Raw genomic sequence first — 25,932 nt, forward strand, 5'->3', positions numbered from 1 at the left:
AAACGTTCCTCCTCACAAGGCGATAACCAGCGCACTATTCTACCCGCTCGCACGCCGACCCGCTCGCGCAGTGTGGCGCGATACGCAAAACGCCGCACCCAGAGGTGCGGCGTCATGAAGGGGGCGTATCGAACGTCCCCCTCAGGGCGTGGCCGATGGCCCCATGGTGGGTCGCTTGCCGATGTCTTCCACCTGACTCATCCCGCCGTCTTCGGGCAAACGCAACTTCACTGTCTGCGTATCCTTCAGCCATTCGTTTAGCTCACGAATCACGCCTTGATCGAGCACACCTGCCTGCTGACGCAGCGCCACCATGTCGGTCACGTAGGTGTAGCGTGCGTCGGCGTAATCGGCAATGGCTTGATAGAGGCTTTGCTCGGCTTCGAGCACATCGACGATATTGCGCGTGCCGACCTGATAACCCGAGCGGGTCGCTTCCAACGCACTACGGTTGGAAACGATCGCCTGGCGCTGGGCCTCGACGCTTTCGACATCGTTCATGACTTGCGTGAACAGCGAGCGTACCTGCTGGGTGGTATCGCGACGCTGGGCCTCGAAATCATATTGCGTGGCTTCGAGCGAATAGGTCTGCTGACGGACCTGGGCACTGGTCGTGCCCCCGCTGTAGATGGGCAACGTGGCCTGAAGGCCCACCGTGGTGCCTTCATTATGGCCGCTGAGATAGTCCTGATCGCTATCCGAATAATCATAGTTGGCGAAGGCCGACAGTGTCGGCAGATGGCCGGCCTGCGCCTGATCAACTTCGGCTTGCGCCACATTCACCGCTGCCTGGGCTGCCTGCACACTGGGGTTATTGGCGACCGCCAGGCGAACCCACCTATCACGCTTTGCCGGCTCAGGGGCCTCGATGGGAATGTCTTCCGACAGCATCTCGATGCTGTCGTAACGCTTGCCGGTCAAACGCTGCAGTGCCTCGAAACTGACCTGCAGGTCGTTTTCGGCGGAGATGCGCTGCGCACGCGCCAGGTCGTATGATGCCCGGGCCTCGTTGACATCGGTAATGGCCACCAAGCCGACGTCGAACTGTTCCTGCGCCTGATCGAGCTGACGCTTGATGGCTTTTTCTTGCGCAATGCGCGCCTGAAGTACTTCATAGGCACGCAGAATCTCGAAATACGCCGAGGCGACATCGTAAAGAAGCTGCTGACGATCCGCTTGCAACAAAAGTGCTTGTTGATCGATCTCGCGCTTGGCGATCTGCAGCGACGCCCAGCTCGTGGCGTCGTATAACGCCTGAGTCAATTCAAGGCTGGCGCTGGTGGCGTTGTAGTTATCCGCGGAACTCCCTACACCACTCTGGGCACCACCGCCCTGAATACCACTGCCCTCCTGACTCTCTAGCGTGTTGTTGTGCGCAACCTGCGCCGTGGCGTCGATCTGCGGCAACAGGCTGCCTCGTGCCACGTCACGTCCCGCCTCGACACTCTGGAAGGTCGACCGCGAGGCATCCAGGGTAGCGTTGTCTTGCAGGGCATCCTGCGTGATCGTCCACAAATCGGCGGCCTGCGCCTGAGAAGTGACGACAGCGGCAATCAGCACCGGCAATAAACGCAACCGAAATTTCGGCGATGACGGCTCTCGAGAGGACATCGGCTTGGGTTCCTTTCTTTTGACGCACGGTCTTGCGACGAACGTGCTTTTGACTGACTTGCTTTTCACAGGGGGCAGGCTGATGACGGCCTCGACCACCGCTAGCGTCACCGCCAACATGGGCAACGAGTTACATACAATGCCGCATGTATTGCTTCAGATCAATGAATCAGTCGAATATGCACGCACCAAGGATAGCGTGAAAATTGCATCATTGCCGTGACAGGCCGCCTGGCATGAAGGAGCATGCGGCCCTTCATGCCAGGCGTGTCATTCAAAGATCGAGTCCAACGACAACCCTTGTTTCTCCAGCACGCGGCGTAGTTTTTTCAGCGCTTCGACCTGAATCTGTCGTACCCGCTCGCGCGTCAGCCCGATTTCCGCGCCGACATCCTCGAGGGTCGCAGCTTCATGTCCGCGCAGACCGAAACGGCGCACCACGACTTCCATTTGCTTGTCGGTCAGCTCCGCCAACCAGTCGTCGACGTGCTGTTTGACATCATTGCCGACCAGTAGCGACTCGGGGCCGGCTTCATTCTCATCGGCCAGCGTGTCGATCAGCGGTTTATCGCTTTCACCGCCCATCGGATAGTCGACCGACGACACGCGCTCGTTGAGCCCAAGCATCTTCTTGACGGTACCCACCGGTTTGTCCAGAAACTCAGCGATTTCCTCGGCGGTGGCTTCGTGGTCGAGCCGCTGCGTCAACTCACGTGCAGCGCGCAGGTATATATTGAGCTCCTTGACCACATGGATGGGCAGGCGGATCGTACGCGTCTGATTCATCAGCGCCCGCTCGATGGTCTGCCGAATCCACCAGGTGGCATAGGTCGAGAAGCGAAATCCGCGTTCGGGATCGAACTTCTCCACGGCCCGAATCAGGCCCAGATTGCCTTCCTCGATCAAGTCGAGCAGTGACAATCCACGGTTGAGGTAACGTCTGGCTATCTTGACCACCAGACGCAGGTTGGACTCGATCATGCGCTGGCGTCCGGCAGGATCGCCCTTTTGGGCCAGCCGCCCATAGTGCACTTCTTCTTCAGGCGTCAACAGCGGCGAAAAGCCGATTTCGTTGAGGTATATCTGGGTAGCATCGAGGCTTTGGTGGTAAGTGTTGTCATCACGATTCAGCGCTTTCTCGAACGCATCGCCCTCCTTGTCACGAGCGACCTCGGCGGCATCGACTTCCATTTCACTGTCAACGTCGTCAAGATCCACACCCTGAATATCCCGCTCCAGCATGCTCATATCCGATACCCCACTTTACTGCTGCCGATTTGATGACCACAGCCGGAGTGCGCAAGCCACCGGCCGTGGCGGACTACCCGTTTATTGTTCTACGCATGTTCAGGGTCCGAGTCCTACCGCGCTCAACGTGGCGGCAGGTACTCCATTGGGTCTTGAGGCTGGCCGTCCTGGCGCACCTCGAAATGCAATTTAACGCGATCGGCATCGGTGTCACCCATGGTGGCGATGACATCTCCCGCTTCGACAACATCGTTCTCCTTCACGCGTAACGAGTCGTTATGCGCGTAAGCACTCAGAAAATGATCGTTATGCTTGAGAATGATGAGATTGCCGTATCCACGGACGCCACTGCCGGCATACACCACGATGCCTGGACCTGCTGCCCTGACAGGTTGCCCCTTTTCCCCGGCGATATCAATGCCGGCCGTCACACTGGATTCGTCATCGAAACCGTTGATGACCTCACCCTTGGCAGGCCACTGCCAAGCGACGCTTTCGACCGGCTGGTACTCGCGTTGCGAGCGGTCGGTCGTCGTGTCGTTTTCGCCGGCAACGCGGGTGCCGGCATCACTTTCACCGCTGTCGGCGGCAGACGACTCACTGCCTGTGGCACCGCGTTCATCATCAGGGCGAGATGCCTTGTCGGCTGGCGCCTGATCAGACCCATCACTGGCGGCGGACGTATCCGACGCCTTGCGGGTATCCTTACTCTCATCCGTGGAGGCGACGTTCGCATCTGGCGTGTCGTAGACAGGCCCCGGCGCATTGCCGCCGACCTGGGAAGCCGCCGCCACGGCCTGCGTGTCGGCGGCGACGCCACCCGCTCCAGGCGTTGAAGACACTGAACTCTCCGCAGGAACCAACCAGTCATCATCGCTGCCGCCGCTGGATGCGCTTGCATCGCCCAGCGGCGTTGTAACGGCAGCGGTCGCCTCAGCTGGAGACGTGCCTGACGCCGACGCGCTTGATGCTCCCTCGGGGGGACTGGCGGGCGTCAGGCGCAACGTCTGCCCCGGCTCGATGCGGTAAGGGGGCGTAATGTCATTGAGATGCGCCAGGTCACGAAAATCGAGATTATTCTGCCAGGCAATGCCGTACAGGGTATCGCCCGACTTCACGGTATAGGTACTCGGGGGCGAGCTGTTGCGGCTGACCGAAAGATCTTGCACCTGGGGCGCGCCGCCGGAGCTTACACACCCCGCCAGGCCCAGCACCACGAATCCCAACACGGGCAATAGTCGACGCGAGTCAGACATGAGTTCGATCCTCCTGAAAGGGAGAAGGACTGCGTTCGCCGATTACCATGACCAACACCAAGCCGGCGATCATCAGGGCGATCGCCGTCAACAAGTGGGCCGGTTCGCCGGTAATGGCGCTGTAGTCCGAAGGCATGAGGTAGCGATAGTCGAGCGGCACGATCTTGTCACCGCTGGCAAGGCGGTAACTGGCGAGCTCGCGCCATGGCCAGAGTTGCGGCAATGAGCCCAGAATGAAGCCGACCAGGGTCAAGAGTGTCCCCAAGCGGTAATGATGGAACAACCAGGAAAGTACGCGCGAGAACACCATCAAGCCGATGACACAGCCCGCACCGAAGGTCGCGATCAAGGACAGGTCGGCGCTTTTAACGCCTTCCATCACCGTCCCGTAAAGCCCCATCACCAGCAATAGAAAGCTCCCCGAGACACCTGGCAGAAGCATTGCACTGATGGCAATGGCACCGCCTACCACCAACACCCACTGACTGGCCTCCCCGGGTGCCGGTAACAGGCTCGGCAACCATAACGCCACGCAAACGCCCAGCATCAAGGGCATGACATGCCGCCATTGCCAATGACCGATCTGTCGGCCCACCACGACAGCCGAGGCCAGCACCAGTCCGAAGAAGAAGGCATTGAGCAGCAACTGATGATGAGCCAACAGCCAGGTGACAAGATGCGCGACGCTTACCAGACTCGCGACGATCCCCGATAGCAGGGGCAGCAGAAACGCCAGGTTGAGATACGTCACGAGCCCTGTCAGACCTTCACGACGCCCTACGCCGAAGGCCCGAGGACCGAATTGCTTGATCGAATCAATCAACTCTTCGTAGATGCCGGTGATAAATGCAATGGTTCCGCCGGACACTCCAGGTACCGCATCCGCGGCCCCCATCCCGGCGCCTTTGAAGAACAGCGTCAGGTAACGCTTCATTGTATGACCCCTTCCAATAGCGGTACGAATCTGACGCGTTCCAGTCGTGTTCGTTCGAATGTGTTGCCGCGGCGTCGCACGCGTGTCAGCCATTGGCGTCCGGCGTCATCCTCGAGTGGCGCGATCAATTCCCCGCCATCGTCCAGTTGCGACAACAGTTCCTGGGGAAGCACGCTGGCGCAGGCGGTGAAGAGAATGACATCGAAGGGGGCGGCCTGCGGCCATCCATGCCCGCCATCTTCGTGACGCAGACGCACGTTATTCACGCCCAGCATGGCCAGGCGAGAGGCGGCACTGCGATGCAGTGCCCCGATACGCTCGAGGCTGCATACCGACTCGACCAGACGCGCCAGAATCAACGTTTGATAGCCCGAGCCGGTCCCGACTTCCAACACGCGACGCGGTCGTGCGGCCAGCACCAGCTCGGTCATCCGCGCCACGATCCACGGCTGCGAAAGCGTCTGGCCATGGCCCAATGGCAAGGCCGTGTCTTCATAAGCACGGTGCGCCAACGCCTCGTCGAGAAAGACGTGACGCGGTTCCCGCGCCATGACGTCGAGCACTCGCGCGTCGCGAATGCCGCCGGCTTGCAGGCGGCGTATCAGTCGATTGCGAGTACGTTGCGAGGTCATGCCAATGCCACCGAATCGGTACATATCCTCAGTATCAGGCGTTTGACAATGCATCCAGCCAGTTCCGTACGTCGTCCAACGCGGCATGCCGCGTGAGATCGGTCTGCAGGGGGGTAATCGACACGTATCCGGCGTCGATGGCGGCGAAGTCGGTATCCGCGCCATCATCGGCGTTATCGCCGACGGCGGCAATCCAATAACGCTCGCGTCCACGCGGATCTTTCACCTTCATCGGCTGGGCCGCAGGTCCGCGATAGCCCATGCGCGTCACGCGTACGCCCCGGATGTCTTCCCAGGGGACGTCCGGCACATTGACGTTAAGCAGGCTGCGTGGCGGCAATGACAGCGACTCCGCCGCCCCCACCAGGGTCGCGGCGACACGCCCGGCCGTCTCGAAATAGCGCTCGCCGCACAGGGAAACGGCAATCGCTGCCATGCCCAGGTTGCGACCCTCCATGGCGGCCGCCACGGTGCCAGAATACAATACGTCATCGCCCAGGTTGCCACCATGATTGATGCCCGAGATGACCAGGTCCGGCTTCTCGTCCCAGACCCCGTTGACGCCCAGGTAAACACAATCGGCCGGCGTGCCGTCGACCGAATAGAAGCCGTTGTCGAGCGCCGTCAACGACAATGGGCGCGTCAGCGTCAGCGAGTTACTGGCGCCGCTCTTGTCACGGTCCGGCGCCACCACACGCAGGCGCCCATGTGCCGAGAGTGCATCATGAAGTGCACGCAGCCCCGGTGCATGGACACCATCATCGTTGGATAACAGTAACTTGCGCATATCTATCCTCTTGCTTTTGTGATCGCCGATAGCCCTTCACAGCAATGGGTGGAGCATCAACTCACGCAATACCGAGGTGGCGAAGGCGCCACGCGGCAAGCCGAAACTGAGTGTCATCCGGTCAGGGCCTGCATGGGTCAGTGACGGCGCGTCGAGCGGCACGCACAGCGCACGTCGATCCACGCGCACGCCGGCCGCCTCCAATCCCTGCACCAATGTTGCATGTTGCATCACCAGTCGCGTTTCCTCCTCTGCCACCGCAGCGCCACTCTCCAGACGCCCGCTTCCCCACAAGGGGCCGGTGGGCGTGACGTCGCCGCGCGCGGCACGTTCACGCAAAGCGGCGTCGACGTCGTCGGCCATAAAACGGCTGGCCGTTCCCGCCAATACCAGGACATCGCCTGGACGCGGCGTTCGCCAGGTTTGCGCACGCAGCCGTGCTGCCAGCACCTCATTGAACAGGAAGCTGCGTGCCGCGGAAAGCTGCATGCCATGCGGATCGTCACGCTTGCGCCAGCCGCGCGCGAAGGCCTTCTGGGCAAGCACCAGATTGCGCCCTTCGCGGCCGAAGCGTTGCGGGCCGAAGTAATTGGGCACCCCGTCTTCGCAAAGGAGCCGCCAACGGCGCGACAGGTCGGGATCCGCGGCCACCGCACCACGCAGGCGAAGCGTAAAGCGATTGGCACGATGTACGCCGCGCTTGAGCTTGCGTGGATGGCGTTGCGCCTCGTGGACCACGATTCCCACGTCACTCAGTCGAGTGGCAAACGCATCGGGGGCGTCACGCCCAGGCAAATGCACCGAGACCCATTGGCGGGTCACCGCGATGCGGTCCTTGAGACCGCTATAGCCCACATCGCGCGGACGCACGCCACACACCCGGGCCACATGCTTGGCGGCTTCCGGCGTGGTCAGATCACGCTTCTCGATCCACAGCCAGAGATGTTCCCCCTGTCCTTCCGGCGCAAAATCGAACACCTCCTCGACGACGAAGTCGTCCGGCGTCATGCGAAACTCCCCCGACGCCCGCGGTTCGCCATGCGCGTGGGGCCAGTCGGGAGGCCAGAGCGACATGTCGATCATGTCGCATCCGCGCGCGCCAGTAGCACCACGGCCTCGGCGGCGATGCCTTCCTTGCGCCCGGTGAAGCCCAATCGCTCGCTGGTGGTCGCCTTGACGTTGATCGCATCTTCCGCCATTGCGAGCGTCTCGGCGATACGCGTGCGCATCAGCGCGATGTGATCGCTCAAGCGCGGTGCCTGGGCGATGACAGTGGTATCCAGGTTGACGATGCGGTAGCCCGAAGCGATCACCTGCTCGTCTACCCGGCGCAACAAGTCACGGCTGTCGGCACCTGCCCAGGCGGCGTCGGTGTCGGGAAAATGATGGCCGATATCGCCCAGGCCACAGGCACCGAGCAACGCATCGCACACTGCATGCAGCAGTACGTCACCGTCCGAGTGGGCGATGAAGCCATGTGTATGGGGGATGCGCACGCCACCTATCATCAAGTGATCGCCGTCGCCGAAGCGGTGCACATCAAACCCGTGACCAATACGTAACGTCATGAGCATGTCTCGTCGGAAATCGTGGAATCCCACGCGGCCTCGCTCAGAAGCCGCGTGGCGAGGGCAAGATCCTCGGGATGCGTGATCTTGAGATTATCCCGGCGGCCGGGCACCAGGCGCGGCGCCAAGCCTAGCGCCTCGAGTGCCGACGCCTCATCGGTAAGCGCCACGCGGGTGTCCCGGGCATGCGCGAAAGCCCGACACAGCACGCGATAGGAGGCTCCTTGCGGGGTCATGGCATGCCATAGCCCCTCGCGGGAAACGGTATGCACGACACGGCCGCCGGCATCGGCACGCTTCATCGTGTCCGCTACCGGGGCTGCCAACAGCCCCCCGTCGGGCGAGCTTTCCAGCACTGCACGCAGGCGACGCAAGTCATCGAGGGCCACGCAAGGCCGGGCGACATCATGGACCAACACCAGGTCATCGTCCGCCGCGATGGCGTCGAGCGAGGCCAGCGCATTGGCCACCGAATCGGCTCGCGCCTGCCCGCCGGGCACGCGCTGCCACTCCGCGAAAGGCACCCACTCAGACGCAAAGTGCACATCATCGGCATCCAGGCATAGGCGCAAGGCCGCATCCGGAAACGCGGCATGCAAACGCGCCAGCGTATGCGCCAGTACGGGGCGGCCCGCGATATCGAGATATTGCTTGGGCAAGGTGGCGCCCATGCGGCGGCCTTGCCCCGCCGCGGGTACGATCAACCACAGTCGGCTCAAGGCGCGGCCTCCTCATGTGTCGACGCCGCTTGTCCGGGATCGCCCTGTAGCACAGCCGCGCTTTGCTCCAGGATAGAGCGCTCGGCGGTCACCCCGGGCACCCAGAAGAACTCTTCATCACGGCGCACCATGCCCAGGTCACTGCGCGCCCGCTCTTCGATGGCAGCGAGCCCATTCTTGAGATCGATCACTTCTGCCGCCAAGCGGTCGTTGCGCGCTTGAAGACGAGCGTTCTTCTCTTCGAGCACATCGGCACGGTGACGAATATGGTTGAGTTCGAGTACTCCCCCCTCACCGAGCCACAGGTGATACTGCAGTAGAACGATCAGTACCGCTAGTGCAATGCATACCCACTTCAACATCGTTGGTTCCGTCCTGGACCGACAGCTGCTCGGCATTATGCCATCATCAAAGCACCCGCGCAGTGCGCACGGCATGCCATCGCCGTGCGTCTCGCCGACGATGCCAAGGAGCCTACCAATGTACAAACTCGCGTTTTTCGTTCCCGTGGACGATGCCGAAAGCGTCAAAGAAGCCGTGTTCGCCACCGGCGCCGGGCGCCTCGGTGACTATGAGGCCTGCTGCTTCCAAACGCCCGGCCAAGGCCAGTTTCGCCCGCTCGATGGCGCCGACCCGCATATCGGCCAGGTCGGCGCGCTCACTCATGTCGAAGAATTGAAGGTCGAGCTGGTCTGCGACGACGATCGCCTGGAAGCCGCGGTCGCCGCGCTCAAGCTGGCGCATCCTTATGAGGAGCCGGCATATGAGGCGTGGCGTCTTGCAGACGTTTAGGCGCGTTACGCACTGCCCAAATAACGCTCGCGATCCTCGGCGGTGATATCGCTGACATGCAATGGGTACTCGTCGCCGGGGCGATCATCGAAGTAATGCCGCAGTGTGCGCTCGATGGTGGGAAACGCCAGTTCCTGCCAGGGGATCTCGGCTTCCTCGAATAGCGCCACCTCGAGACTCTCCGGGCCGGAGGCATAATCACCGTGCAGCTCGCCACGGAAGATCATGTAGACCTGGTTGATATGCGGCAGGTTGATGAGCGTGTAAAGGCCCTGAAGGTAGACCTCGGCGCAGGCTTCTTCGCGTGTCTCGCGCAAGGCGGCTTCGGACGTGGTTTCGCCGTTTTCCATGAAACCCGCAGGCAGCGTCCAGTAGCCCATGCGCGGCGCGATTGCACGCCGACACAGCAAGACGCGCTGCCCCGCGACCGGTAAGGTACCGGCGACGATACGCGGGTTCTGGTAATGGATGGTGCCGCAGGCATCGCAGAGAAAACGTCCGCGATCATCGCCTTCGGGAATCGCGAAACGTACGGTTTGGCCACAATGGCTACAGAAATTCATGATTTTCCTCGGGCGAGCGACACGGCGCCCCATTAGGTGAAAAACAACATGTTAGAGACTCTGGGCGAACGCCTGCAAGCTCATCGGCCACGACACCTGAGCACCGACATCCCCAGGGCTGCGGTATTGCTCGCGATCGTCGAACGCCCGGATCCCACGCTCTTGCTGACGCGCCGTGCCGATCATCTCGCGCAGCATGGCGGCCAAGTCGCGTTTCCCGGTGGCAAGGTCGAACCCGACGATACCGACTTGTGGACCACGGCCTTGCGCGAAGCGCACGAGGAGATCGCCCTGCCGCCCACACACGTCGCGCGCCTCGGCCGACTGAGCGATGTCATCTCGCGCCACGGCATCTGCGTGACGCCGTTCGTCGGCCTGGTTCCGCCCGGCCTCCCATTGGTGCCGGACCACAATGAGCTGGATACCATTTTCGAGGTACCATTGACGTGGTTCCTGGAGGATCGCCGCAGCCACACGGATGTCATCCGCCACGCTGAGCGTACTTATTACGTGCCCAGCTATGCCTACGCCAATCATGTAATATGGGGGCTGTCGGCGATGATGCTGGTCGAGCTGCTGGCGGTGGGGTTCGCGCACCCCATCAGTCTGGATCGCGCGCCGCTGGGCAGCCCGTTGCGTCATCTGCCTGCAGCACCGCCTCCGCCACGCCCCTGACACCTGGACTGGACCCGCCCGCATGCCACGACACGATCCTGCCGATTACCTCGACATGGCCGCATTGCCCCGGCTGCTGGATGCGCTGGTCACGCAGGGCTGGTTCGTCGGCGAACGTTTCATCGATACCGCGCTATGCCATTCCTTGCAGGCAGAGTTGCAGGGGCTGAAGGCACAATCGCATCTCGACGAGGCAGGCGTCGGCCGAGGCCAGACGCATCGCATCAAACGCGACGTGCGTGGCGATGCCATTCATTGGCTGGACCGCGAAAGCCGAGCCCAGCGCCAATACCTGACGGTCATGACGTTCTTGCAGCAGGCCATCAACCGTACGCTCTATCTGGGGCTTTTCGAGTTCGAGGCGCACTTTGCCTTGTACCCGCCCGGGGCCTTCTACAAAAGGCACCTCGACAGTTTTCGCGGTCGCAGCAACCGCATCGTGTCGACCGTGTTGTATCTCAATCCCGCCTGGACGGCAGCGCACGGCGGCGAGATGGCGATGTTCGACCCCGACGATCCCGAACGAGAAATCGCGCGGATACGCCCTGAACTCGGCACCTTCGTGTGCTTTCTCGCCGATCGCATCCCCCACGAGGTGCTGCCGACCCAGGCACCGCGCGCCAGTATCGCCGGCTGGTTCCGCCGCAACACCTCACTCAATGGGATCGTCGATCCCGCATTGTGATCCCTCATACCGGCGCCTCGAACAGCGACGGCGAGGCCTCGATGGCAGCAAGATGTGCACGCCCCATGGGCAGCCACTGGCGCAGAACGAAGTCGGCGCTGATCAACTTGGCCCGATAGAAAGCCTCATCGTCACCGCTTGCCAATGCCGTCTGCGCGATCAGTGCCGCACGCCCCATCTGCCAGGCGCACAACACGTGCCCCGTCAGCGCCAACAACGGCGTCGCCAGGGCTTGGAGCGCGTCATGACCGTGCTCGGCATCGTCGCCCCGCGCCAGCACGATGGCTACCGCTCGGCGTAGATCCTCCACGCCCTGATGCAGCGACGCGCCCAAGCCAGCCAGCTTGGCGTTGGCGGTGAGGTCAACGGCGCAAGCGGCAACCTCGTCGAGCACGCCCCCCAAGGTGGCACCGCCGTCACGCTGGATCTTGCGCCCGGCGAGGTCGAGCGCTTGAATACCGTTGGTACCTTCATAGATCGGCGCGATGCGCGCATCGCGTAGATGCTGCGCGGCGCCGGTTTCTTCCATGTACCCCATGCCGCCGTGTACCTGAACACCCAGCGAGGCGATGTCTACCGCCTGGTCGGTGGAAAAGGCCTTGACCACCGGGGTGTAGAGATCGACCCGCCGCTGGGCCCCTTGCCGCTCGTCCACCGTGGGCGCATACCGGGCCCGGTCCATCTCGCTGGCCGAGAGCAAGGCCAGGGCCCGCAGGGCTTCCAGCCGTGCACGCATCGATAGCAGCATGCGACGCACCTCGTAATGCTCGCTGAGCACGGCGGGGCGGCCGCCACGCGCTGCGGGCGTGCGACCTTGCACCCGCTGCATGGCATACGTACGCGCTTGCTGATAGGCGCGTTCGGCGACGCCGATGCCCTGAATGCCGACCTTGTGGCGTGCCGCGTTCATCATCGTGAACATGTGTTGAAGGCCGTGACCTGGCTCGCCGACCAGATAACCGATGGCCCCATCCTGCTCCCCGAAGCTGAGTGCACAGGTCGGCGAACCGTGTATGCCCAGCTTATGCTCCAGCGACACGCAGCGCACGTCATTGCGCTCACCCAGATGCCCCTGCTCATCGACCAAGAACTTGGGGACCAGAAACAGCGATATACCGCGGTTGCCCTCGGCGGCATCCGGCAGGCGGGCGAGAACCAGGTGGATGATGTTGTCGGCGCAGTCATGCTCCCCCCAGGTAATGAAGATCTTCTGGCCGTTCAGACGATAGTGCGCGCCCTCCGGCACCGCCCGTGTGCGCACCTTCGACAAGTCCGAGCCGGCCTGCGGCTCGGTGAGGTTCATGGTGCCCGTCCACTCGCCACTGACCAGTTTCTCCAGGTAGCGCGACTTGAGTTCCTCGCTGCCATGCTGGGCCAGTGCTTCGACGGCCCCCGCCGTCAACAGCGGGCACAACGCCAGCGCCATGTTGGCGGCTTGCCACATTTCCTGAACCGCACTGGCAACGACCTCCGGCAGGCCCTGCCCGCCATGGTCAGGGTCGCTGCCGATGCCGTTCCATCCCCCCTCGGCGAAGGCACGGTACGCCTCTGCGAAGCCCGTCGGCGCGCGCACCTCGCCGGCTTCCAGACGACACCCTTGTTCATCGCCACGGCGATTGAGCGGTGCCCATACCTCGCCCGCCAGGCGCGCAGCCTCGTCGAGGATCGCGGTCACCAGTTCCGCGGAGACTTCTTGATACTCGGGGAGACGAAGCGAGCGGTGATCGAGCAATTCCTCGAGGAGGAAGCGAAGATCGCGTAGCGGCGCATTATAGGAGGACATGGCTCACCTTCATCATTCAGACGCTCATGATTCAAACGTATGTGTTAATTGGAATGCATGCCTTGATCATAGAGATACCGTGCGCAACGGGCCATTAGCCGAACGGTGCAGTGGTTATTCCTGGCGGTTGAAAGACGGTACATAACCACGTATTTTAATTGAACGGTCAATTAATAAAAAAGACTCATTCCATCGGTAGTCACATGAATAACGCACCTCTTCATCGACGCATGACGCTTTCCGCGAACGTCTCGGCAGCGGTCAGGGATCCGCTACCCAGACGCTCGCGGGACGAGGTGCCGTTGTCATGAGCGGTGGCGTCCTGCGCATGTCCAGAGCGTTGTTTGCATACGATCTGGCCTGGCTCAGCAGGGGGCTATCTCTCACTACCGCCGTGCTAAAACACAACTAGAGGATCGCTCATGCATCCACAACACACCGGCGACGTCAGTCGCGACCGCCTCAACCCCGTGGTCTTCTTCGGTTCGGTGATCGGCATCGTGCTCTTCGCACTGTGGACGATGCTTTTCACCGACTCGGCCAGTGGCATCATCAACACCGTGCTGAGTTGGATCTCCAATACCTTCGGCTGGTATTACTTCCTCGCCATCGTCGCTTACCTGGTCTTCGTGATCGCCATCGGCCTGTCACGGTTCGGCAAGATCAAGTTAGGGCCGGATCATTCCACGCCCGATTTCAACATGACCTCGTGGGCCGCCATGCTGTTCTCGGCGGGCATCGGCATCGACCTGCTGTTCTTCTGCATCGCGGAGCCGGTATCGCAGTTCCTGGCGCCGCCCCTGGGGGACGGCAACACGGTGGAAGCCGCCCGCCACGCCATGCAGTTGACCTTCCTGCACTGGGGGCTTTCCGGCTGGGGCATCTACACCCTGGTGGGAATGTCGCTGGCGTTCTTCAGTTATCGCCACAATTTGCCGCTGACCATCCGCAGTGCGCTTTACCCCATCTTCGGCAAGAAGATCCACGGCCCCATCGGGCATAGCGTGGATATCGCCGCCGTGCTGGGCACGGTCTTCGGCATTGCCACCAGCCTGGGGATCGGTGTCATCCAGCTCAACTTCGGCCTCCACTACATGTTCTCGATTCCCGAGAACACCCTGGTGCAGGCCGCGCTGGTGATCATGATCGTGTTCTTCGCCACGGTGTCGGCCGTCACCGGCGTGGAAAAAGGCATTCGTCGCCTTTCCGAGTTCAACATGCTGTTGGCGCTGTTGCTGCTCTTGTTCGTGCTCTTCAGCGGCAAGACGCTATTTTTGCTCAACGCACTGGTCCTCAATGTCGGCGACTATTTCTCCGACTTCATCAGTCTGTCGATGAACACCTACGCCTTCGACCAACCCACTGCCTGGCTCAATGGCTGGACGATCTTCTTTTGGGCCTGGTGGATCGCTTGGGGGCCGTTCGTGGGTCTCTTCCTGGCACGCATTTCGCGCGGGCGCACCATTCGTGAATTCGTCGCCGGCACGCTGATGTTGCCGCTGGCCTTCATGATGGCGTGGATGTCGATCATGGGGAATAGCGCCATCGACATGGTCATGAATGGCGCCACGGACTTCGGCCAGGCGGCGATGAACACGCCGGAGTCGTCCATTTATCTGTTCCTCGAATCCTTGCCATGGACGGGGCTGACGACCATCGCCACCACCATTCTGGCCATCGTGTTCTTCGTGACCTCCGGTGATTCCGGGGCGCTGGTACTCTCCAACTTCACGTCCAAGCTCAAGGACGTCAACAGCGACGCCCCGGTCTGGATGCGCATCCTGTGGGCCTGCGTGATCGGGCTGTTGACCCTGGCACTGTTGATGGCGGGGGGATTGTCGGCACTGCAAAGCGTGGTGGTCATCACCGGGCTACCGTTTTCCATCGTGCTGTTCTTCATCATGGCAGGGCTACTCAAGGCCTTGCGCGTGGAGGGGCTCAAGGAAGACAGCCATCGCAGCAGCCTCGCCGGGCATCTCTCCAGCCGCACCGGTGCCGGAGAGCGCGCACCCCGCGGGTGGCGCCAGCGTCTTAGCCGCGCCATGAGCTTCCCGAGCAGCAAGCAGGCCCGGCGCTTCCTCGATGACGTGGCCAAACCGGCCATGCAGGAGGTCAGCCAAGCCATCGGCCAGGAAGGTGTTCAGGTCGAGGTCGACGAGAAGACAGGCGAGGAGGCACATCTCGCACTCAATGTCAGCCTCGGCGACGAGCAGAACTTCACTTATCAGGTATGGCCGCGCCGCTTCGCCACACCTTCGTTTGCGCTGCGCGCCCAACAGGACAATGCCCATTACTATCGTCTGGAGGTCTATCTCCTCGAAGGAAGCCAGGGCTACGACCTGATGGGGTACACCAAGGAGCAGGTGATCGAGGACATTCTCGATCAGTACGAACGCCACCTGCACTTCCTGCACATGAACCGGGAAACACCCGGCCACGTGACCATGCCGGACAGCCCCGAGCAACCGCCGGCGTGACCCTCAACCAGGCCGTTGTAGCGCCATGACGTGCAAAGGAGCGCCCCGCGGGGCGCTCCTTTTCATTAGGCATCCATGTGGGGCGGTGCAGCGGCCAAACAGCTTAAACCGTCGCGCCCTCCGCGATCGGCACGGAAGAAGCGCGCGGCTTGATGACCGCATACGCTACCCCAGCGATGACCGCGCCCACAGCGATCGCCAGCAAATACAGCAGCGCGTAGTTGACCGCATTCGGAATCAACAGTACGAACAGGCCACCATGCGGCGCCATCAGTTGAATGCCGAAATACATCGACAAGGCCCCGGTGATCGCCCCGCCGATGATGCATACCGGCAACACGCGCAGCGGGTCCTTGGCGGCGAAAGGAATCGCCCCTTCGGTAATGAAGCAAAGGCCCAGCACGAAGGCCGCCTTGCCCCCCTCTCGCTCGGTTTCGTCGAACTTGCGCTTGGCCAGAATGCTGGCGATCCCCATCGCCAGCGGCGGCACCATGCCCGCCGCCATGATCGCCGCCATCGGTGCATAGGTCTCGCTCGACAGCAGGCCCACACCGAAGGTATACGCCGCCTTGTTGACCGGCCCGCCCATATCGACGCACATCATCCCGCCGAGCAACATCCCCAGCAGCACGGCGTTGGTCGAGCCCATGCCGTTGAGGAAATGGGTCAACGCATCCAGCAGCCCTGCCACTGGCGTGCCGATCACATAGATCATCACCAGACCGGTAAACAAGCTCGCCAGCAAAGGAATGATCAGAATCGGCTTGAGCGATTCCACGCTCGCCGGCAACTTGAGATAGCGGGTAATGGCCTTGGCGGCGTACCCCGCTAGAAAACCAGCGAGAATGCCGCCGATGAACCCGGCACCGATATTGCTGGCCAGCATCCCCCCGATCATGCCGGGCGCAATCCCGGGCCGATCGGCGATAGAATAGGCGATATAACCGGCGAGCACCGGCACCATCAAGGCGAAGGCGGCATCACCGCCGATCTGCATCAAGGCCGACGCCAGCGTGCCTTCTTCCTTGAACGCCTCGATGCCGAACACGAACGACAGCGCGATGCACAGCCCGCCGGCGACGACCATGGGCAGCATGAACGACACCCCGGTCAGCAAGTGCTTGTAAACGCCCTTCTCCTTGACGCTCTTGGCCTTGCCGCCATCATTCGCGGCCCCTGTCGTCTGGCTCTCCACGGCGGCATTGGCCAGCGCTTCCTGAATGGTTGGCTTGGCCTTCTTCAGGGCATTGCCCGTGGACGTACGATAGATACGCTTGCCGGCGAAGCGTTCGTCGTCGACTTCGATATCGCAGGCCAACAGCACCACGTCGGCGTCGGCGATCTCCGCCTCGCTGAGCTGGTTCTGCGCCCCGACCGAGCCTTGGGTTTCGACGCGGATATGATGCCCCAGGCCACGCCCGGCCTCTTCCAGCGCCTCGGCGGCCATGAAGGTATGCGCGACGCCGGTCGGGCATGCCGTTACCGCGACGATACGCTGGCCCTTGTCCGCCTCCGGCGCCGCGCTGGTGGCGACGCTCGCCGTATCGCCACGATAAGGAGCGGCCTCGCGCTCGGCGCGTGACAGGAAGGCCTCGGGATCGGGCAGTGCCTCGGCGATCGGCGCCTGGAACAAGCGCTTATCCGTGAAACGCGCCGCCTCCGGCACATGATCGGCAGCCACGATCACCAGGTCGGCGTCGCGTACCTCCGCCTCGGATGCCGGCTGCGGTGGCGCGAGCTCGCCGTGCATTTCTACCGTGACCTGCCAACCGCGACGCCGAGCAGCCTGCTCGAGGCGTCGAGCCGCCAGGAATGTCGTCGCCACACCACTCGGGCAGGCCGTGATCAGGATCGCTTTCATGAATCCTCCCTCGCGTTGTCGTCGAGCCGACCCACGCGCGTACGTTGTTGGAGTTGGTCAAGATCCGGGGCATGCGTGTCCCCCACCCCGACATGGCGTACCGCCTCGGCGGAGAGCGCCGTCGCCAGGCGCAAGGTAGCCTCGGCGCTGAGCTTCGCGAGGCGACCGTGGAGCATGGCCGCCAGCAACGTATCACCGGCGCACACCGTGCTGGCGACCTCGACGCGTGGTGGCGTGGCCTGCCAAGCCCCCTCGGAACCGATCCACAGCATGCCTTCGCCTCCCAACGACACCAGCACATGTTCGATGCCCGCCGCATACAAGCGCGTCGCAGCGTCGATACAGGCCGACGTATCGGTAAGGGACTCCCCGGCCCACTCGGCCAATTCCGTCTCGTTGGGCTTGACGGCGCTGGGCACGGCGGCAATCGCGGCGTTCAGCGCCGCGCCGCTGGTATCCACCCAGACCGGCAGATCACGCGCACGCAGCCAGCGAATCAAGGCCCCCAGATCGTCGGGCGTCACCCCTGGCGGCAAGCTGCCAGCGATCACCACGGCATCGGGACGCCGCGCGGCGTCCGCCAGTCGTGTCTCGAGCGCGCGGTACAAGCCCGTCAGATCCTCGCGCGAGACCTCGAGACCGGGGCCATTGATGTCGGTGACGCGTCCCTGAGCTTCGGCCACCTTGGCATTGATGCGCGTGTCGCCGGGCAGGCGCAGAAAGGCGTCCTCCAGGCTCCAATCGGCAAAGGCCCGCCCGAAGGCACCATCGTTGTCCGCCCCCAGGAACCCCGAGACCGCCACCTCATGGCCCAGCGTCGCCAGCACCCGGGCCACGTTGACGCCTTTGCCCGCCGCCTCGAGATGGGTGGCCTCGGTGCGATTGACCGCCCCCAGGGTCAGCGAGGGCAGACGAATCGCCAGGTCCAGCGCAGGATTGAGGGTCAACGTCAGCACACGCGCCATCAGAGAGCCTCCAGCGCTTCGCGTACGGCATCGCTGGTCGACTGGCGCAAGGCCATATCGGCATGATGACGTGCGGTCTCCAGGGTCAGTTCGCGCAACCGCGCCTTGACCATCGGCACCTGCCGCGCCGACACCGACAGCTCATCGACCCCCAATCCGATCAGCACCGGCACCGCCTGGGCATCGCTGGCCAGCTCACCGCACACGCCCACCCATTTGCCCTCAGCGTGGGCGGCCTCGACGGTCATGCGAATCAGCGCCAGCACCGCCGGGTGCAAGCCGTCGGCCTGGGCCGACAGCTCGGCATGGCCGCGGTCGATGGCCAGGGTGTACTGGGTCAAGTCGTTGGTGCCGATGGAGAAGAAATCCACCTCGGCGGCCAGGCTCGGCGCCAACAGCGCGCACGAGGGAATCTCGATCATCACCCCCAGTTGCACGTCGCTAGCCTGAACCTCGGCCTGCACGCGATCGAAGATCTCGCGGGCGGCGCGGAACTCGGCGATGTCCTTGACCATCGGGAACATGATCCGCAACGGGCGGTCACCCGCCGCAGTAAGCAGGGCGCGCAGTTGCGTCTCGAGCACCTCGGGGCGCGTCAGCGCCAAGCGAATGCCGCGCAGACCGAGAAACGGATTGTCTTCTTGGGGCAGCGGCCAGTACGGCAGCGGCTTGTCGCCGCCGACGTCCAGCGTGCGTGCCACCAGCGGGCGCCCGTCGAGGGCGTCGATCGCCTGACGATATTCGGCGATCTGGGTGTCCAGATCCGGTGCGTCGGGGTGCGCCATGAACACGAACTCGGTACGCAGCAGCCCCACGCCCTCGGCGCCGCGTTCGACGGCATCTGCCGCGTGCGCCGTGTTGCCCAGGTTGGCAGCCACTTCGACACGGTGGCCATCCTGGGTACGCGCCTCCTCATGCCGCGCGGCATAGGCCTCGCGCTCGCGCATTTCATGCTCTTTCAGACGTAGCTCGGTGCGCGAGCGACGCTCATCGGACGGTGCCGGAATCACGCGCCCACGCTCGCCATCGACGATGATCTCGGTATCGTTGACCAGCGTCAGCACTCGCTCACCGGCTCCCACCACGGCGGGGATGCCCAGCGCCCGGGCAAGAATCGCACTGTGCGAGGTAGCACCGCCACGCGCGGTGACCAGGCCACGCACCTTGCTGGTATCCAGCCGCGCCACATCCGATGGACCGACATCGTCGGTGATCAGAATGTAAGGCGTCTCCGGCGGCGTGGGCAGGCGCACGCCGCACAGGATGCCCAGCACGCGACGGCCGACGTCGCGCAGATCGGCGGCGCGCTCGGCGAGCAAGCGATCGGCGAGATTTTCCTGGGCGCGGGCAGCCGTATCGATGGCCGACCACCACGCCGCCTCGGCGCTCATGCCGGTATTCAGTGATTCGTGCGCCGCTTCACGCAGCTCGGGATCGTCGAGCATTTCCTCGTGCATCGACAGAATCTCGGCGACTTCACCACCCTGAGCCGTCCTCACCAGAGCACGGAGCTGCTCGGCGGCCTCTTCGATCGCCGCATCGAGGCGCGCCAGTTGCGCGTCGCTGCCGCCGCGACGGCTTGCATCGAGATCATCGGACCGCTCGGGATACTCGAAGCGTGGCGTACGCATCACGAAAGCCGGGGCAATGGCCAGCCCCGGCGACGCCGGCACGGCGGGATGCGCGACATCATCCTCCAAGGGAGCGGGAAGACTGTCTTTCTCGGCAGGCGCCTCGAACGGCGTCTCCTGAAGCGGTGTCACATGCTCGCCAAGGCCCTCCCTGACGGCCGTGACCAGCGCTTCCAGCGCCTCGCTGGCGCCTTCGCCTTCGGCAGAGAACACCAGCGTCTGGCCGCGTCGCGCCCCCAATCCGATGACCTTGGTCAGACTCGCCGCCGAGACCGCCTGGCCCGTGCCTTCCAGCAGACGCACCTTGACCGGCACGTGCTGACGCCGCGCAACCTGCACCAGTTGTTTGGCCGGCCGCGCATGCAGGCCGTGCGCATTGAGCACCGTGGCGCGTGCGGTATCCGCCTCGGCGGATTCACCGGACAGCCGTGCCAGCAGCGTCGTGGCATCGGCATCGGCGAGGCTTTCACCATCACCGGCGTCCAGCAGGCTCCCCAAACGTTCGAGCAAACCGCGATGCGCATCCCCCTGCGCCGCCAGACAGAAGACCGCATTGACCGGCCCCTTGGGCCCCGAGAAGGCATGGTCCGGCGTCGCCACGCCCAACGTCGGCGTGATGACGCCCTGGGCGCTGCTCACCAGCCACAGCCCCTGCCCCAGTGCCACCGGCTCCAGCGTGTTGATCTCGGCCACGAAACTGCTGTCCACGCTGCCCACCTGACGCAAGCGCGCCGCGGCGGCCAATGCCAGCTCGAAGCGATCACGCGCCGGGAACCCCAGGCACAGCGTATCGGCATCCAGACGCGCCTCGACCGGTGCCTTGGACAACAGCGTAATGACCTCTTCACGACTGTCGGCGGCAGCCAGGCGCTCGGCCACGCCGTCACGATCGAGCACGTGCGTCAACTGGCGCAGAATATCGAGGTGCTCGTCGCTCTGAGCGGCAATCGTCACCAAGAGGGTGACGCGTTGGCCGTCATGCCATTCGATGCCCTGGGGAAACTGCAACACCCGCACGCCGGTGGTCTTGACGTGTTCGCGACTCTCCGGCGTGCCGTGGGGAATGGCAATGCCATTGCCGAGATAGGTCGACGACTGCGCCTCGCGCGCGTGCAGCCCGTCACCATAGCCGGGCGCCACGCGTCCGGCCTCGACCAGCGCCTCAGCGGCTTGGTTCAAGGCATCGCGCCAGTCATCGGCACGCTGGTCGAGCAGAACGTCTTCGCTTGTCAGTGTCAGCATGGAACTCTCCATAATGCCGCCGGAACGGAGCCATCCGCTCGTCGGGTAAAGACAACGATCATCCCCGTCTTGATACCGCCGCGCCGCTAGCGCATCAGCATCACTGGTCGCTGAAGGCTGACCATTTCGGCATGTGGCATGCTGCGGCAGGTGACGGGCTGAATCGTGTCAGCTATCTTGGGAACAATGCTGAAACGTTCATCGCGATTTATCAAGCAACACGATACTAGACCTTCGCAGGGGCAGGCAGGCAAGACGGCGTGTCAGCCTCTAGAATGGACCCTTTTGTGTGACCGGCTCGATCAAGGAATGCACCCATGACTCTCGCAGAAATCGCTCGACTGGCCGGCGTCTCGCGCACCACCGCCAGCTACGTGATCAACGGCCAGGCCGCCGAGCGACGGATCCGGCCGGAGACTGTGGCACACGTCATGGCCGTGGTCGCCAAGCACGATTACCGCATCGATGCACAGGCGGCGGCGTTGCGTCGGGGCGCCAGCCGAACGCTGGGGTTCATCGTGCCGGACCTGGAAAACACCAGTTATGCCCGCCTGGCCAAGCGTCTCGAGAATGGCGCGCGCCGGCTGGGCTATCAGTTGCTGATCGCCGGCTCGGACGATGATCCGGACACCGAACGCGAGCTGGCCCGTGCCTTGCGCGCCCAGCGCTGCGATGCGCTGATCGTCGCCAGCAGCCTGGCCATGGACGACCCCTTCTATCCCGACTTGATGGCAGGCGGCCTGCCGATCATCGCGCTCGACCGCACTCTCGACCCGGCGCGTGTGGTCTGCGTCGTCAGCAACAATACCCAAGCCGCAGGCGCCCTGACGCGTTCGGTGCTCGACGCCGACGTCTCGCGCATCGCTTGGCTGGATGCGGTACCGGAACTGTCGATCAGCGTGGAGCGACGCGAGGGATTTCTGGAGACCATTCGCCAGGCATCGCTCGACACTCCGATATTGCTCAGCGGCGCGCGCTACGACCGCGCCACCGGTGCCGCTCTCATGCGACGCCTGATCGACGAACACGGCGTTCCCGATGCCCTGGTCACCGCCTCCTATGTACTGCTCGATGGCGTCTTCGACGTGCTGCTCGAACAAGGGGGGTTGCCTGAGCGGCTGCGTCTGGCCACGTTCGGCGACGACCGCCTGCTGGATTTCTTGCCGGTGGCGGTCAATTCGCTGCCCCAGCACCATGACCGCATCGCCGAGCTGGCCCTGCAGCGCGCCATGCAGGCGGCACGTGGCGACTATCGCCCGGGAGTGGATATCGTCGAACGCGACCTCAAGCTGCGTCACCCTGCGCCGACGCACGACACTGGATGACGGCATGCCCAGCGCCCGTTATGCTGGCGTCCATGAAGCAGTCTTACGCCTCTTTACCTGACGTTCTCGCCGGTCCCATCCTGCGTCGCGCACTCCCCAACCGCCTGGTGATCTGGCTGGTCGGATCGCGTTCGCTCGATCTGACGTTGACCTTGCACGTCGACGACGCCCAGGTCCCGAATCAGCGTTTCACGCTGGATAGCTCGCTGTGCCGGCGTTTGCCGGTGGGCGAACGCGCATGGCTGCACCTCATCGACGTACCGCTCGCCACGCCACTGCCCCACGACCGACCGATTGGCTATGACCTACGCGTGGCCGACGGCGGCGATGGCAGCACAGCGGGTATCGCCGACTGGGCACCGCATCTCCTGTATGACGGTGCCGATCGTCCTTGCTTCGTGTTGCGCGCACGTTTCGACTCGCTGCTCCACGGTTCATGTCGCAAACCGCACCATCCCTCCGGCGATGGTCTGGTACGCGCCGACGCGCATGTCGAGGCCTCGCGCGACACCTTCGAGCGCATGCCCGCAGCCCTCTTGATGACGGGCGATCAGATCTATGCCGATGATGTCGCCGGGCCGCTGCTGGTCGCCATCCATGCGCTCATCCGGCGACTGGGACTCTTCGGCGAATGTGTGCAAGGCGCCTTGGTCGAGGATGCAGACGGCCTCTACGCACACCCCGATACGTATTATCACCGCGAACGCTTGCTGCCTGCGTTCAAGGCCAACGACAAGCTCCGCGAGCGCTTCTTCGGCGGTGTTCGTAAACCGGTCTTCACCACCAGCAGTGCGCACAACCATCTGATCACGCTGGCCGAGGTCACGGCCATGTATTTGCTGACCTGGTCGCCAACGCCCTGGGCGCTGATCGAGGTTGAACGTCCCCCCCTCGACGACGCACTTGCCGAGACTTTCGACACCGAAGCCGCGACCATCGCGGCCTTTCGCGAGGGCCTGCCCCGCGCCGCGCGCGTGATGGCACACCTACCGACCTTGATGATCTTCGACGATCATGACGTCACCGACGACTGGAACCTGTCCGCGGCCTGGGAAGAAACCGCCTACGGTCATCCATTCTCGCGCCGTATCATCGGCAATGCCTTGCTCGGCTACTTGCTCTTTCAAGGCTGGGGCAACGACCCTGATGCCTTCCGCTCGCTGTGGCCCACGCTGGGCGCGCTATTCGAACACCGCGACGCCGAGGGGCGCCTCGACTGCCAGACACAGGACGCCCTCCTCGAGCAGCTGTATGCGTTCGACCACTGGCATTATCAACTGCCCTCCACACCACGCCTGGTGGTACTCGATACGCGCACACACCGCTGGCGCAGCGAGCGGCGGCGCCATCATCCGTCGGGGTTGATGGACTGGGAGGCCCTGAGCGAACTCCAGCAGACACTGCTCGGACAGCATGCCGTGATCGTGGTCTCGCCGGCGCCGATGTTCGGGGTGAAGTTGATCGAGGGCATACAGCGTTTATTCACGCTGGTGGGCAAACCGCTGCTGGTGGATGCAGAAAACTGGATGGCCCACCGCGGCGCGGCCAGCGTCATGCTCAATATCTTTCGGCATACCCGCACACCCGGCAATTACGTGATTCTCTCCGGCGATGTGCACTATTCCTTTGTCTACGATATCGAGATTCGCCACCGCCGCCATGGCCCACGCCTGTGGCAAATCACCAGCAGCGGCCTGAAGAACGAGTTTCCGGTGCGCCTTCTGGATGTCTTCGATCGCCTCGATCGCTGGCTGTATGCGCCGGCGTCGCCGCTCAATTGGTTCACCAAGCGTCGCCCCATGCACATTCGCCCGCGCCAACCGCAAGGTGCCAGTCACGGCGAGCGACTGTGGAATCAAGCCGGCATCGGGCTGGTCAACCTGGACACACAAGGCCGCCCCGCCAGCGTCGCGCAATTAGGCGCCGACGGCAGCACCACATACTTCCTGACGGACGACTGACGCCAAACGCGACCGGCCCAGACGTCCGGCTTACGACAAGGTACGCGGCGCAGGAGAATCGCCGACGTCGGAAGACGGCGCATGCGCGGCGTGCAAGCGTGCGATCAATTGATCCTCGAGCGCGAAACGCTCGGTAAGGGCCTTGCTCAGGCGCTCGAGCCAAGCCGGCAAACGCGTCACATAATGCTGACAACGCGTCGGCGTCGAGTAGTCATTGTCGAACTCCAGCACCATCTGCGTGGACATCTCCAGCCGCGCGAGCAGACGATCGGCCAGCGCCAAGGCGTCTCGGTCATCGAACGCCACCGCCTCATCGCGCAGCTTCGGATAGACTTCGAAATGCCCACCGCTGATGTAGTCCATCAAGGCTTCGCTGAAGGCATCGATGCGCGCCTTGGACACCGATTCCAATTCCGCGTCGCAGGCCTCGCGCAGCTCCATCAGCGTCACCAGCATGTCATAGCGTTGTTGTAGCCAGCGGTCGATGAGCGTATGCACACCCCCCCAACGCTCGAGGGCCGTCTTGGTATCTTCCAGCATGATGAACCTCTCCTGTCATGGCGAGCGGGCCACTCCCTGACATTGAGGAAGGCGGCGCTCCCGCCGCTTTCCCGCCCCTCAACGGCGGCGAATCACGATACCGGCCAGCATGCCTAGCGGAATCAGCAACAACACGGCGAACCCCACCAGCGTCCATTGCGGGATCGACATGCCCAGCAGCAAGCCATGTATCTCGGCGCATTCTCCCGAGCCGGACAGCACTCGCGAGATGACGCTCCACAATGGCAGCACTTCCAGCATGTAGTCCAGTCCCGGGCCGCAACTCGGCACGCTTTCCGGTGGCAGCGATTGCAGCCATACGTGACGCGCGGCGAGCGCCACCCCCAATCCCGCCGCCAGGGCACCCAAACCGGCATAAACGCCGCGCCCGACACGCCCTCCTGGATTGTGCACCGCACCTACCGTGAAGACGAGCGCCGCGAGCAACACCGCAATGCGCTGCCCGATGCACAGCGGACAGGGCGTCAGCCCATAGACATATTGCAATACCAAGGCCACGCCCATCATCAGCACGCACATCGCCAGGCCCAGCAAACAGCCTCGACGCACGTTCATCGCGGCCAATCGGATCATCATTGTCACGTCTCCTTGGACAGTACGACTCGTCTCGTGTTGGGTCCTTGCTTGCTCATGAAAAAAGCCTGTACCGCAGGTAC

24 protein-coding genes are annotated in these 25,932 nt (G+C 63.2%); 7 read left to right on the forward strand and 17 right to left on the reverse strand.

What is annotated here, in order from left to right; translation table 11 throughout:
- Positions 1-141 precede the first annotated feature (141 nt).
- Positions 142-1,611: a TolC family outer membrane protein gene (locus C8E00_RS11835; protein WP_133697727.1), complete on the reverse strand. Its 1,470-nt coding sequence runs from the start codon at positions 1,609-1,611 to the stop codon at positions 142-144.
- 4 nt (positions 1,612-1,615) lie between these two features.
- On the opposite strand from C8E00_RS11835, the gene C8E00_RS11840 reads away from it, so the two are divergent.
- Complete coding sequence (locus C8E00_RS11840; protein ID WP_133697728.1) at positions 1,616-1,834, forward strand: hypothetical protein; 219 nt, start codon at positions 1,616-1,618, stop codon at positions 1,832-1,834.
- Between the two features lie 47 nt (positions 1,835-1,881).
- Here the strand turns inward: C8E00_RS11840 and rpoS are convergent, their stop codons facing one another.
- The 9 genes from rpoS to ftsB form a co-directional block, all read right to left on the reverse strand.
- Positions 1,882-2,859, reverse strand: a complete 978-nt coding sequence (gene rpoS, locus C8E00_RS11845; RefSeq protein ID WP_133697729.1) for an RNA polymerase sigma factor RpoS — start codon at positions 2,857-2,859, stop codon at positions 1,882-1,884.
- Between the two features lie 122 nt (positions 2,860-2,981).
- Positions 2,982-4,115 carry a peptidoglycan DD-metalloendopeptidase family protein gene (locus C8E00_RS11850; RefSeq protein ID WP_133697730.1) on the reverse strand — a complete coding sequence of 378 codons (1,134 nt, stop codon included), beginning with the start codon at positions 4,113-4,115 and terminating at the stop codon, positions 2,982-2,984.
- Positions 4,108-5,049, reverse strand: coding sequence for a DUF368 domain-containing protein (locus tag C8E00_RS11855; RefSeq protein WP_133697731.1), 942 nt, complete (start codon positions 5,047-5,049; stop codon positions 4,108-4,110). Before C8E00_RS11855 ends, C8E00_RS11850 begins: the two co-directional genes overlap by 8 nt.
- Complete coding sequence (locus C8E00_RS11860; protein WP_133697732.1) at positions 5,046-5,735, reverse strand: protein-L-isoaspartate(D-aspartate) O-methyltransferase; 690 nt, start codon at positions 5,733-5,735, stop codon at positions 5,046-5,048. The genes C8E00_RS11855 and C8E00_RS11860 overlap by 4 nt, the downstream gene beginning before the upstream one ends.
- Complete coding sequence (gene surE / locus C8E00_RS11865) at positions 5,716-6,468, reverse strand: 5'/3'-nucleotidase SurE (protein ID WP_133697733.1); 753 nt, start codon at positions 6,466-6,468, stop codon at positions 5,716-5,718. The genes C8E00_RS11860 and surE overlap by 20 nt, the downstream gene beginning before the upstream one ends.
- 36 nt (positions 6,469-6,504) lie before the next feature.
- Positions 6,505-7,476: a tRNA pseudouridine(13) synthase TruD gene (gene truD / locus C8E00_RS11870; protein ID WP_424948549.1), complete on the reverse strand. Its 972-nt coding sequence runs from the start codon at positions 7,474-7,476 to the stop codon at positions 6,505-6,507.
- Positions 7,477-7,547: 71 nt separating this feature from the next.
- Complete coding sequence (ispF, locus tag C8E00_RS11875; protein WP_133697735.1) at positions 7,548-8,036, reverse strand: 2-C-methyl-D-erythritol 2,4-cyclodiphosphate synthase; 489 nt, start codon at positions 8,034-8,036, stop codon at positions 7,548-7,550.
- Positions 8,033-8,755 (reverse strand): 2-C-methyl-D-erythritol 4-phosphate cytidylyltransferase, encoded by a 723-nt coding sequence (ispD, locus tag C8E00_RS11880; RefSeq protein WP_133697736.1) that lies wholly within the window; start codon positions 8,753-8,755, stop codon positions 8,033-8,035. Before ispD ends, ispF begins: the two co-directional genes overlap by 4 nt.
- Complete coding sequence (gene ftsB, locus C8E00_RS11885) at positions 8,752-9,117, reverse strand: cell division protein FtsB (protein ID WP_133697737.1); 366 nt, start codon at positions 9,115-9,117, stop codon at positions 8,752-8,754. Before ftsB ends, ispD begins: the two co-directional genes overlap by 4 nt.
- A gap of 118 nt (positions 9,118-9,235) precedes the next feature.
- On the opposite strand from ftsB, the gene C8E00_RS11890 reads away from it, so the two are divergent.
- Positions 9,236-9,547, forward strand: a complete 312-nt coding sequence (locus tag C8E00_RS11890; RefSeq protein WP_133697738.1) for a YqfO family protein — start codon at positions 9,236-9,238, stop codon at positions 9,545-9,547.
- Between the two features lie 5 nt (positions 9,548-9,552).
- Here C8E00_RS11890 and C8E00_RS11895 read toward each other — a convergent pair whose 3' ends face one another.
- On the reverse strand, positions 9,553-10,110 hold the full coding sequence (locus C8E00_RS11895; RefSeq protein WP_133697739.1) for an NUDIX hydrolase: 558 nt from the start codon (positions 10,108-10,110) through the stop codon (positions 9,553-9,555).
- Between the two features lie 48 nt (positions 10,111-10,158).
- Here C8E00_RS11895 and C8E00_RS11900 point away from each other — a divergent pair, with 48 nt between their 5' ends.
- A complete protein-coding gene (locus C8E00_RS11900; RefSeq protein WP_133697740.1) occupies positions 10,159-10,785 on the forward strand; it encodes a CoA pyrophosphatase in 627 nt (208 codons plus the stop codon).
- Positions 10,786-10,807: 22 nt separating this feature from the next.
- Positions 10,808-11,470: a 2OG-Fe(II) oxygenase gene (locus C8E00_RS11905; RefSeq protein WP_133697741.1), complete on the forward strand. Its 663-nt coding sequence runs from the start codon at positions 10,808-10,810 to the stop codon at positions 11,468-11,470.
- 4 nt (positions 11,471-11,474) lie between these two features.
- Here the strand turns inward: C8E00_RS11905 and C8E00_RS11910 are convergent, their stop codons facing one another.
- Entirely contained in the window at positions 11,475-13,253 is a 1,779-nt protein-coding gene (locus C8E00_RS11910) for an acyl-CoA dehydrogenase (protein ID WP_133697742.1), read from the reverse strand.
- Between the two features lie 422 nt (positions 13,254-13,675).
- Here C8E00_RS11910 and C8E00_RS11915 point away from each other — a divergent pair, with 422 nt between their 5' ends.
- Entirely contained in the window at positions 13,676-15,730 is a 2,055-nt protein-coding gene (locus C8E00_RS11915; RefSeq protein WP_133697743.1) for a choline transporter, read from the forward strand.
- Positions 15,731-15,833: 103 nt separating this feature from the next.
- Here the strand turns inward: C8E00_RS11915 and fruA are convergent, their stop codons facing one another.
- Genes fruA through ptsP form a run of 3 tightly spaced genes read right to left on the reverse strand, consistent with a single transcriptional unit; the run spans position 15,834 to position 21,429 of the window.
- Entirely contained in the window at positions 15,834-17,591 is a 1,758-nt protein-coding gene (fruA, locus tag C8E00_RS11920) for a PTS fructose transporter subunit IIBC (RefSeq protein ID WP_133697744.1), read from the reverse strand.
- The gene (gene pfkB, locus C8E00_RS11925; RefSeq protein ID WP_133697745.1) at positions 17,588-18,556 is read right to left on the reverse strand and encodes a 1-phosphofructokinase; all 969 of its coding nucleotides are present in this window, start codon (positions 18,554-18,556) and stop codon (positions 17,588-17,590) included. The genes fruA and pfkB overlap by 4 nt, the downstream gene beginning before the upstream one ends.
- Positions 18,556-21,429 (reverse strand): phosphoenolpyruvate--protein phosphotransferase, encoded by a 2,874-nt coding sequence (gene ptsP, locus C8E00_RS11930; protein ID WP_133697746.1) that lies wholly within the window; start codon positions 21,427-21,429, stop codon positions 18,556-18,558. The genes pfkB and ptsP overlap by 1 nt, the downstream gene beginning before the upstream one ends.
- A 317-nt stretch (positions 21,430-21,746) precedes the next feature.
- Between ptsP and cra the strand changes: the two genes are divergently transcribed.
- Both cra and C8E00_RS11940 read left to right on the forward strand, forming a co-directional pair.
- Positions 21,747-22,754: a catabolite repressor/activator gene (cra, locus tag C8E00_RS11935; protein ID WP_133697747.1), complete on the forward strand. Its 1,008-nt coding sequence runs from the start codon at positions 21,747-21,749 to the stop codon at positions 22,752-22,754.
- Positions 22,755-22,786: 32 nt separating this feature from the next.
- The gene (locus tag C8E00_RS11940; RefSeq protein ID WP_208291930.1) at positions 22,787-24,715 is read left to right on the forward strand and encodes an alkaline phosphatase D family protein; all 1,929 of its coding nucleotides are present in this window, start codon (positions 22,787-22,789) and stop codon (positions 24,713-24,715) included.
- Between the two features lie 30 nt (positions 24,716-24,745).
- Here C8E00_RS11940 and rsd read toward each other — a convergent pair whose 3' ends face one another.
- On the reverse strand, positions 24,746-25,255 hold the full coding sequence (gene rsd / locus C8E00_RS11945; protein ID WP_133697749.1) for a sigma D regulator: 510 nt from the start codon (positions 25,253-25,255) through the stop codon (positions 24,746-24,748).
- A gap of 78 nt (positions 25,256-25,333) precedes the next feature.
- Entirely contained in the window at positions 25,334-25,852 is a 519-nt protein-coding gene (locus C8E00_RS11950) for a disulfide bond formation protein B (RefSeq protein WP_133697750.1), read from the reverse strand.
- Between the last annotated feature and the right edge of the window lie 80 nt (positions 25,853-25,932).

The organism is Chromohalobacter marismortui, assembly GCF_004364315.1.
In the GTDB taxonomy this organism is placed as follows: domain Bacteria; phylum Pseudomonadota; class Gammaproteobacteria; order Pseudomonadales; family Halomonadaceae; genus Chromohalobacter; species Chromohalobacter marismortui.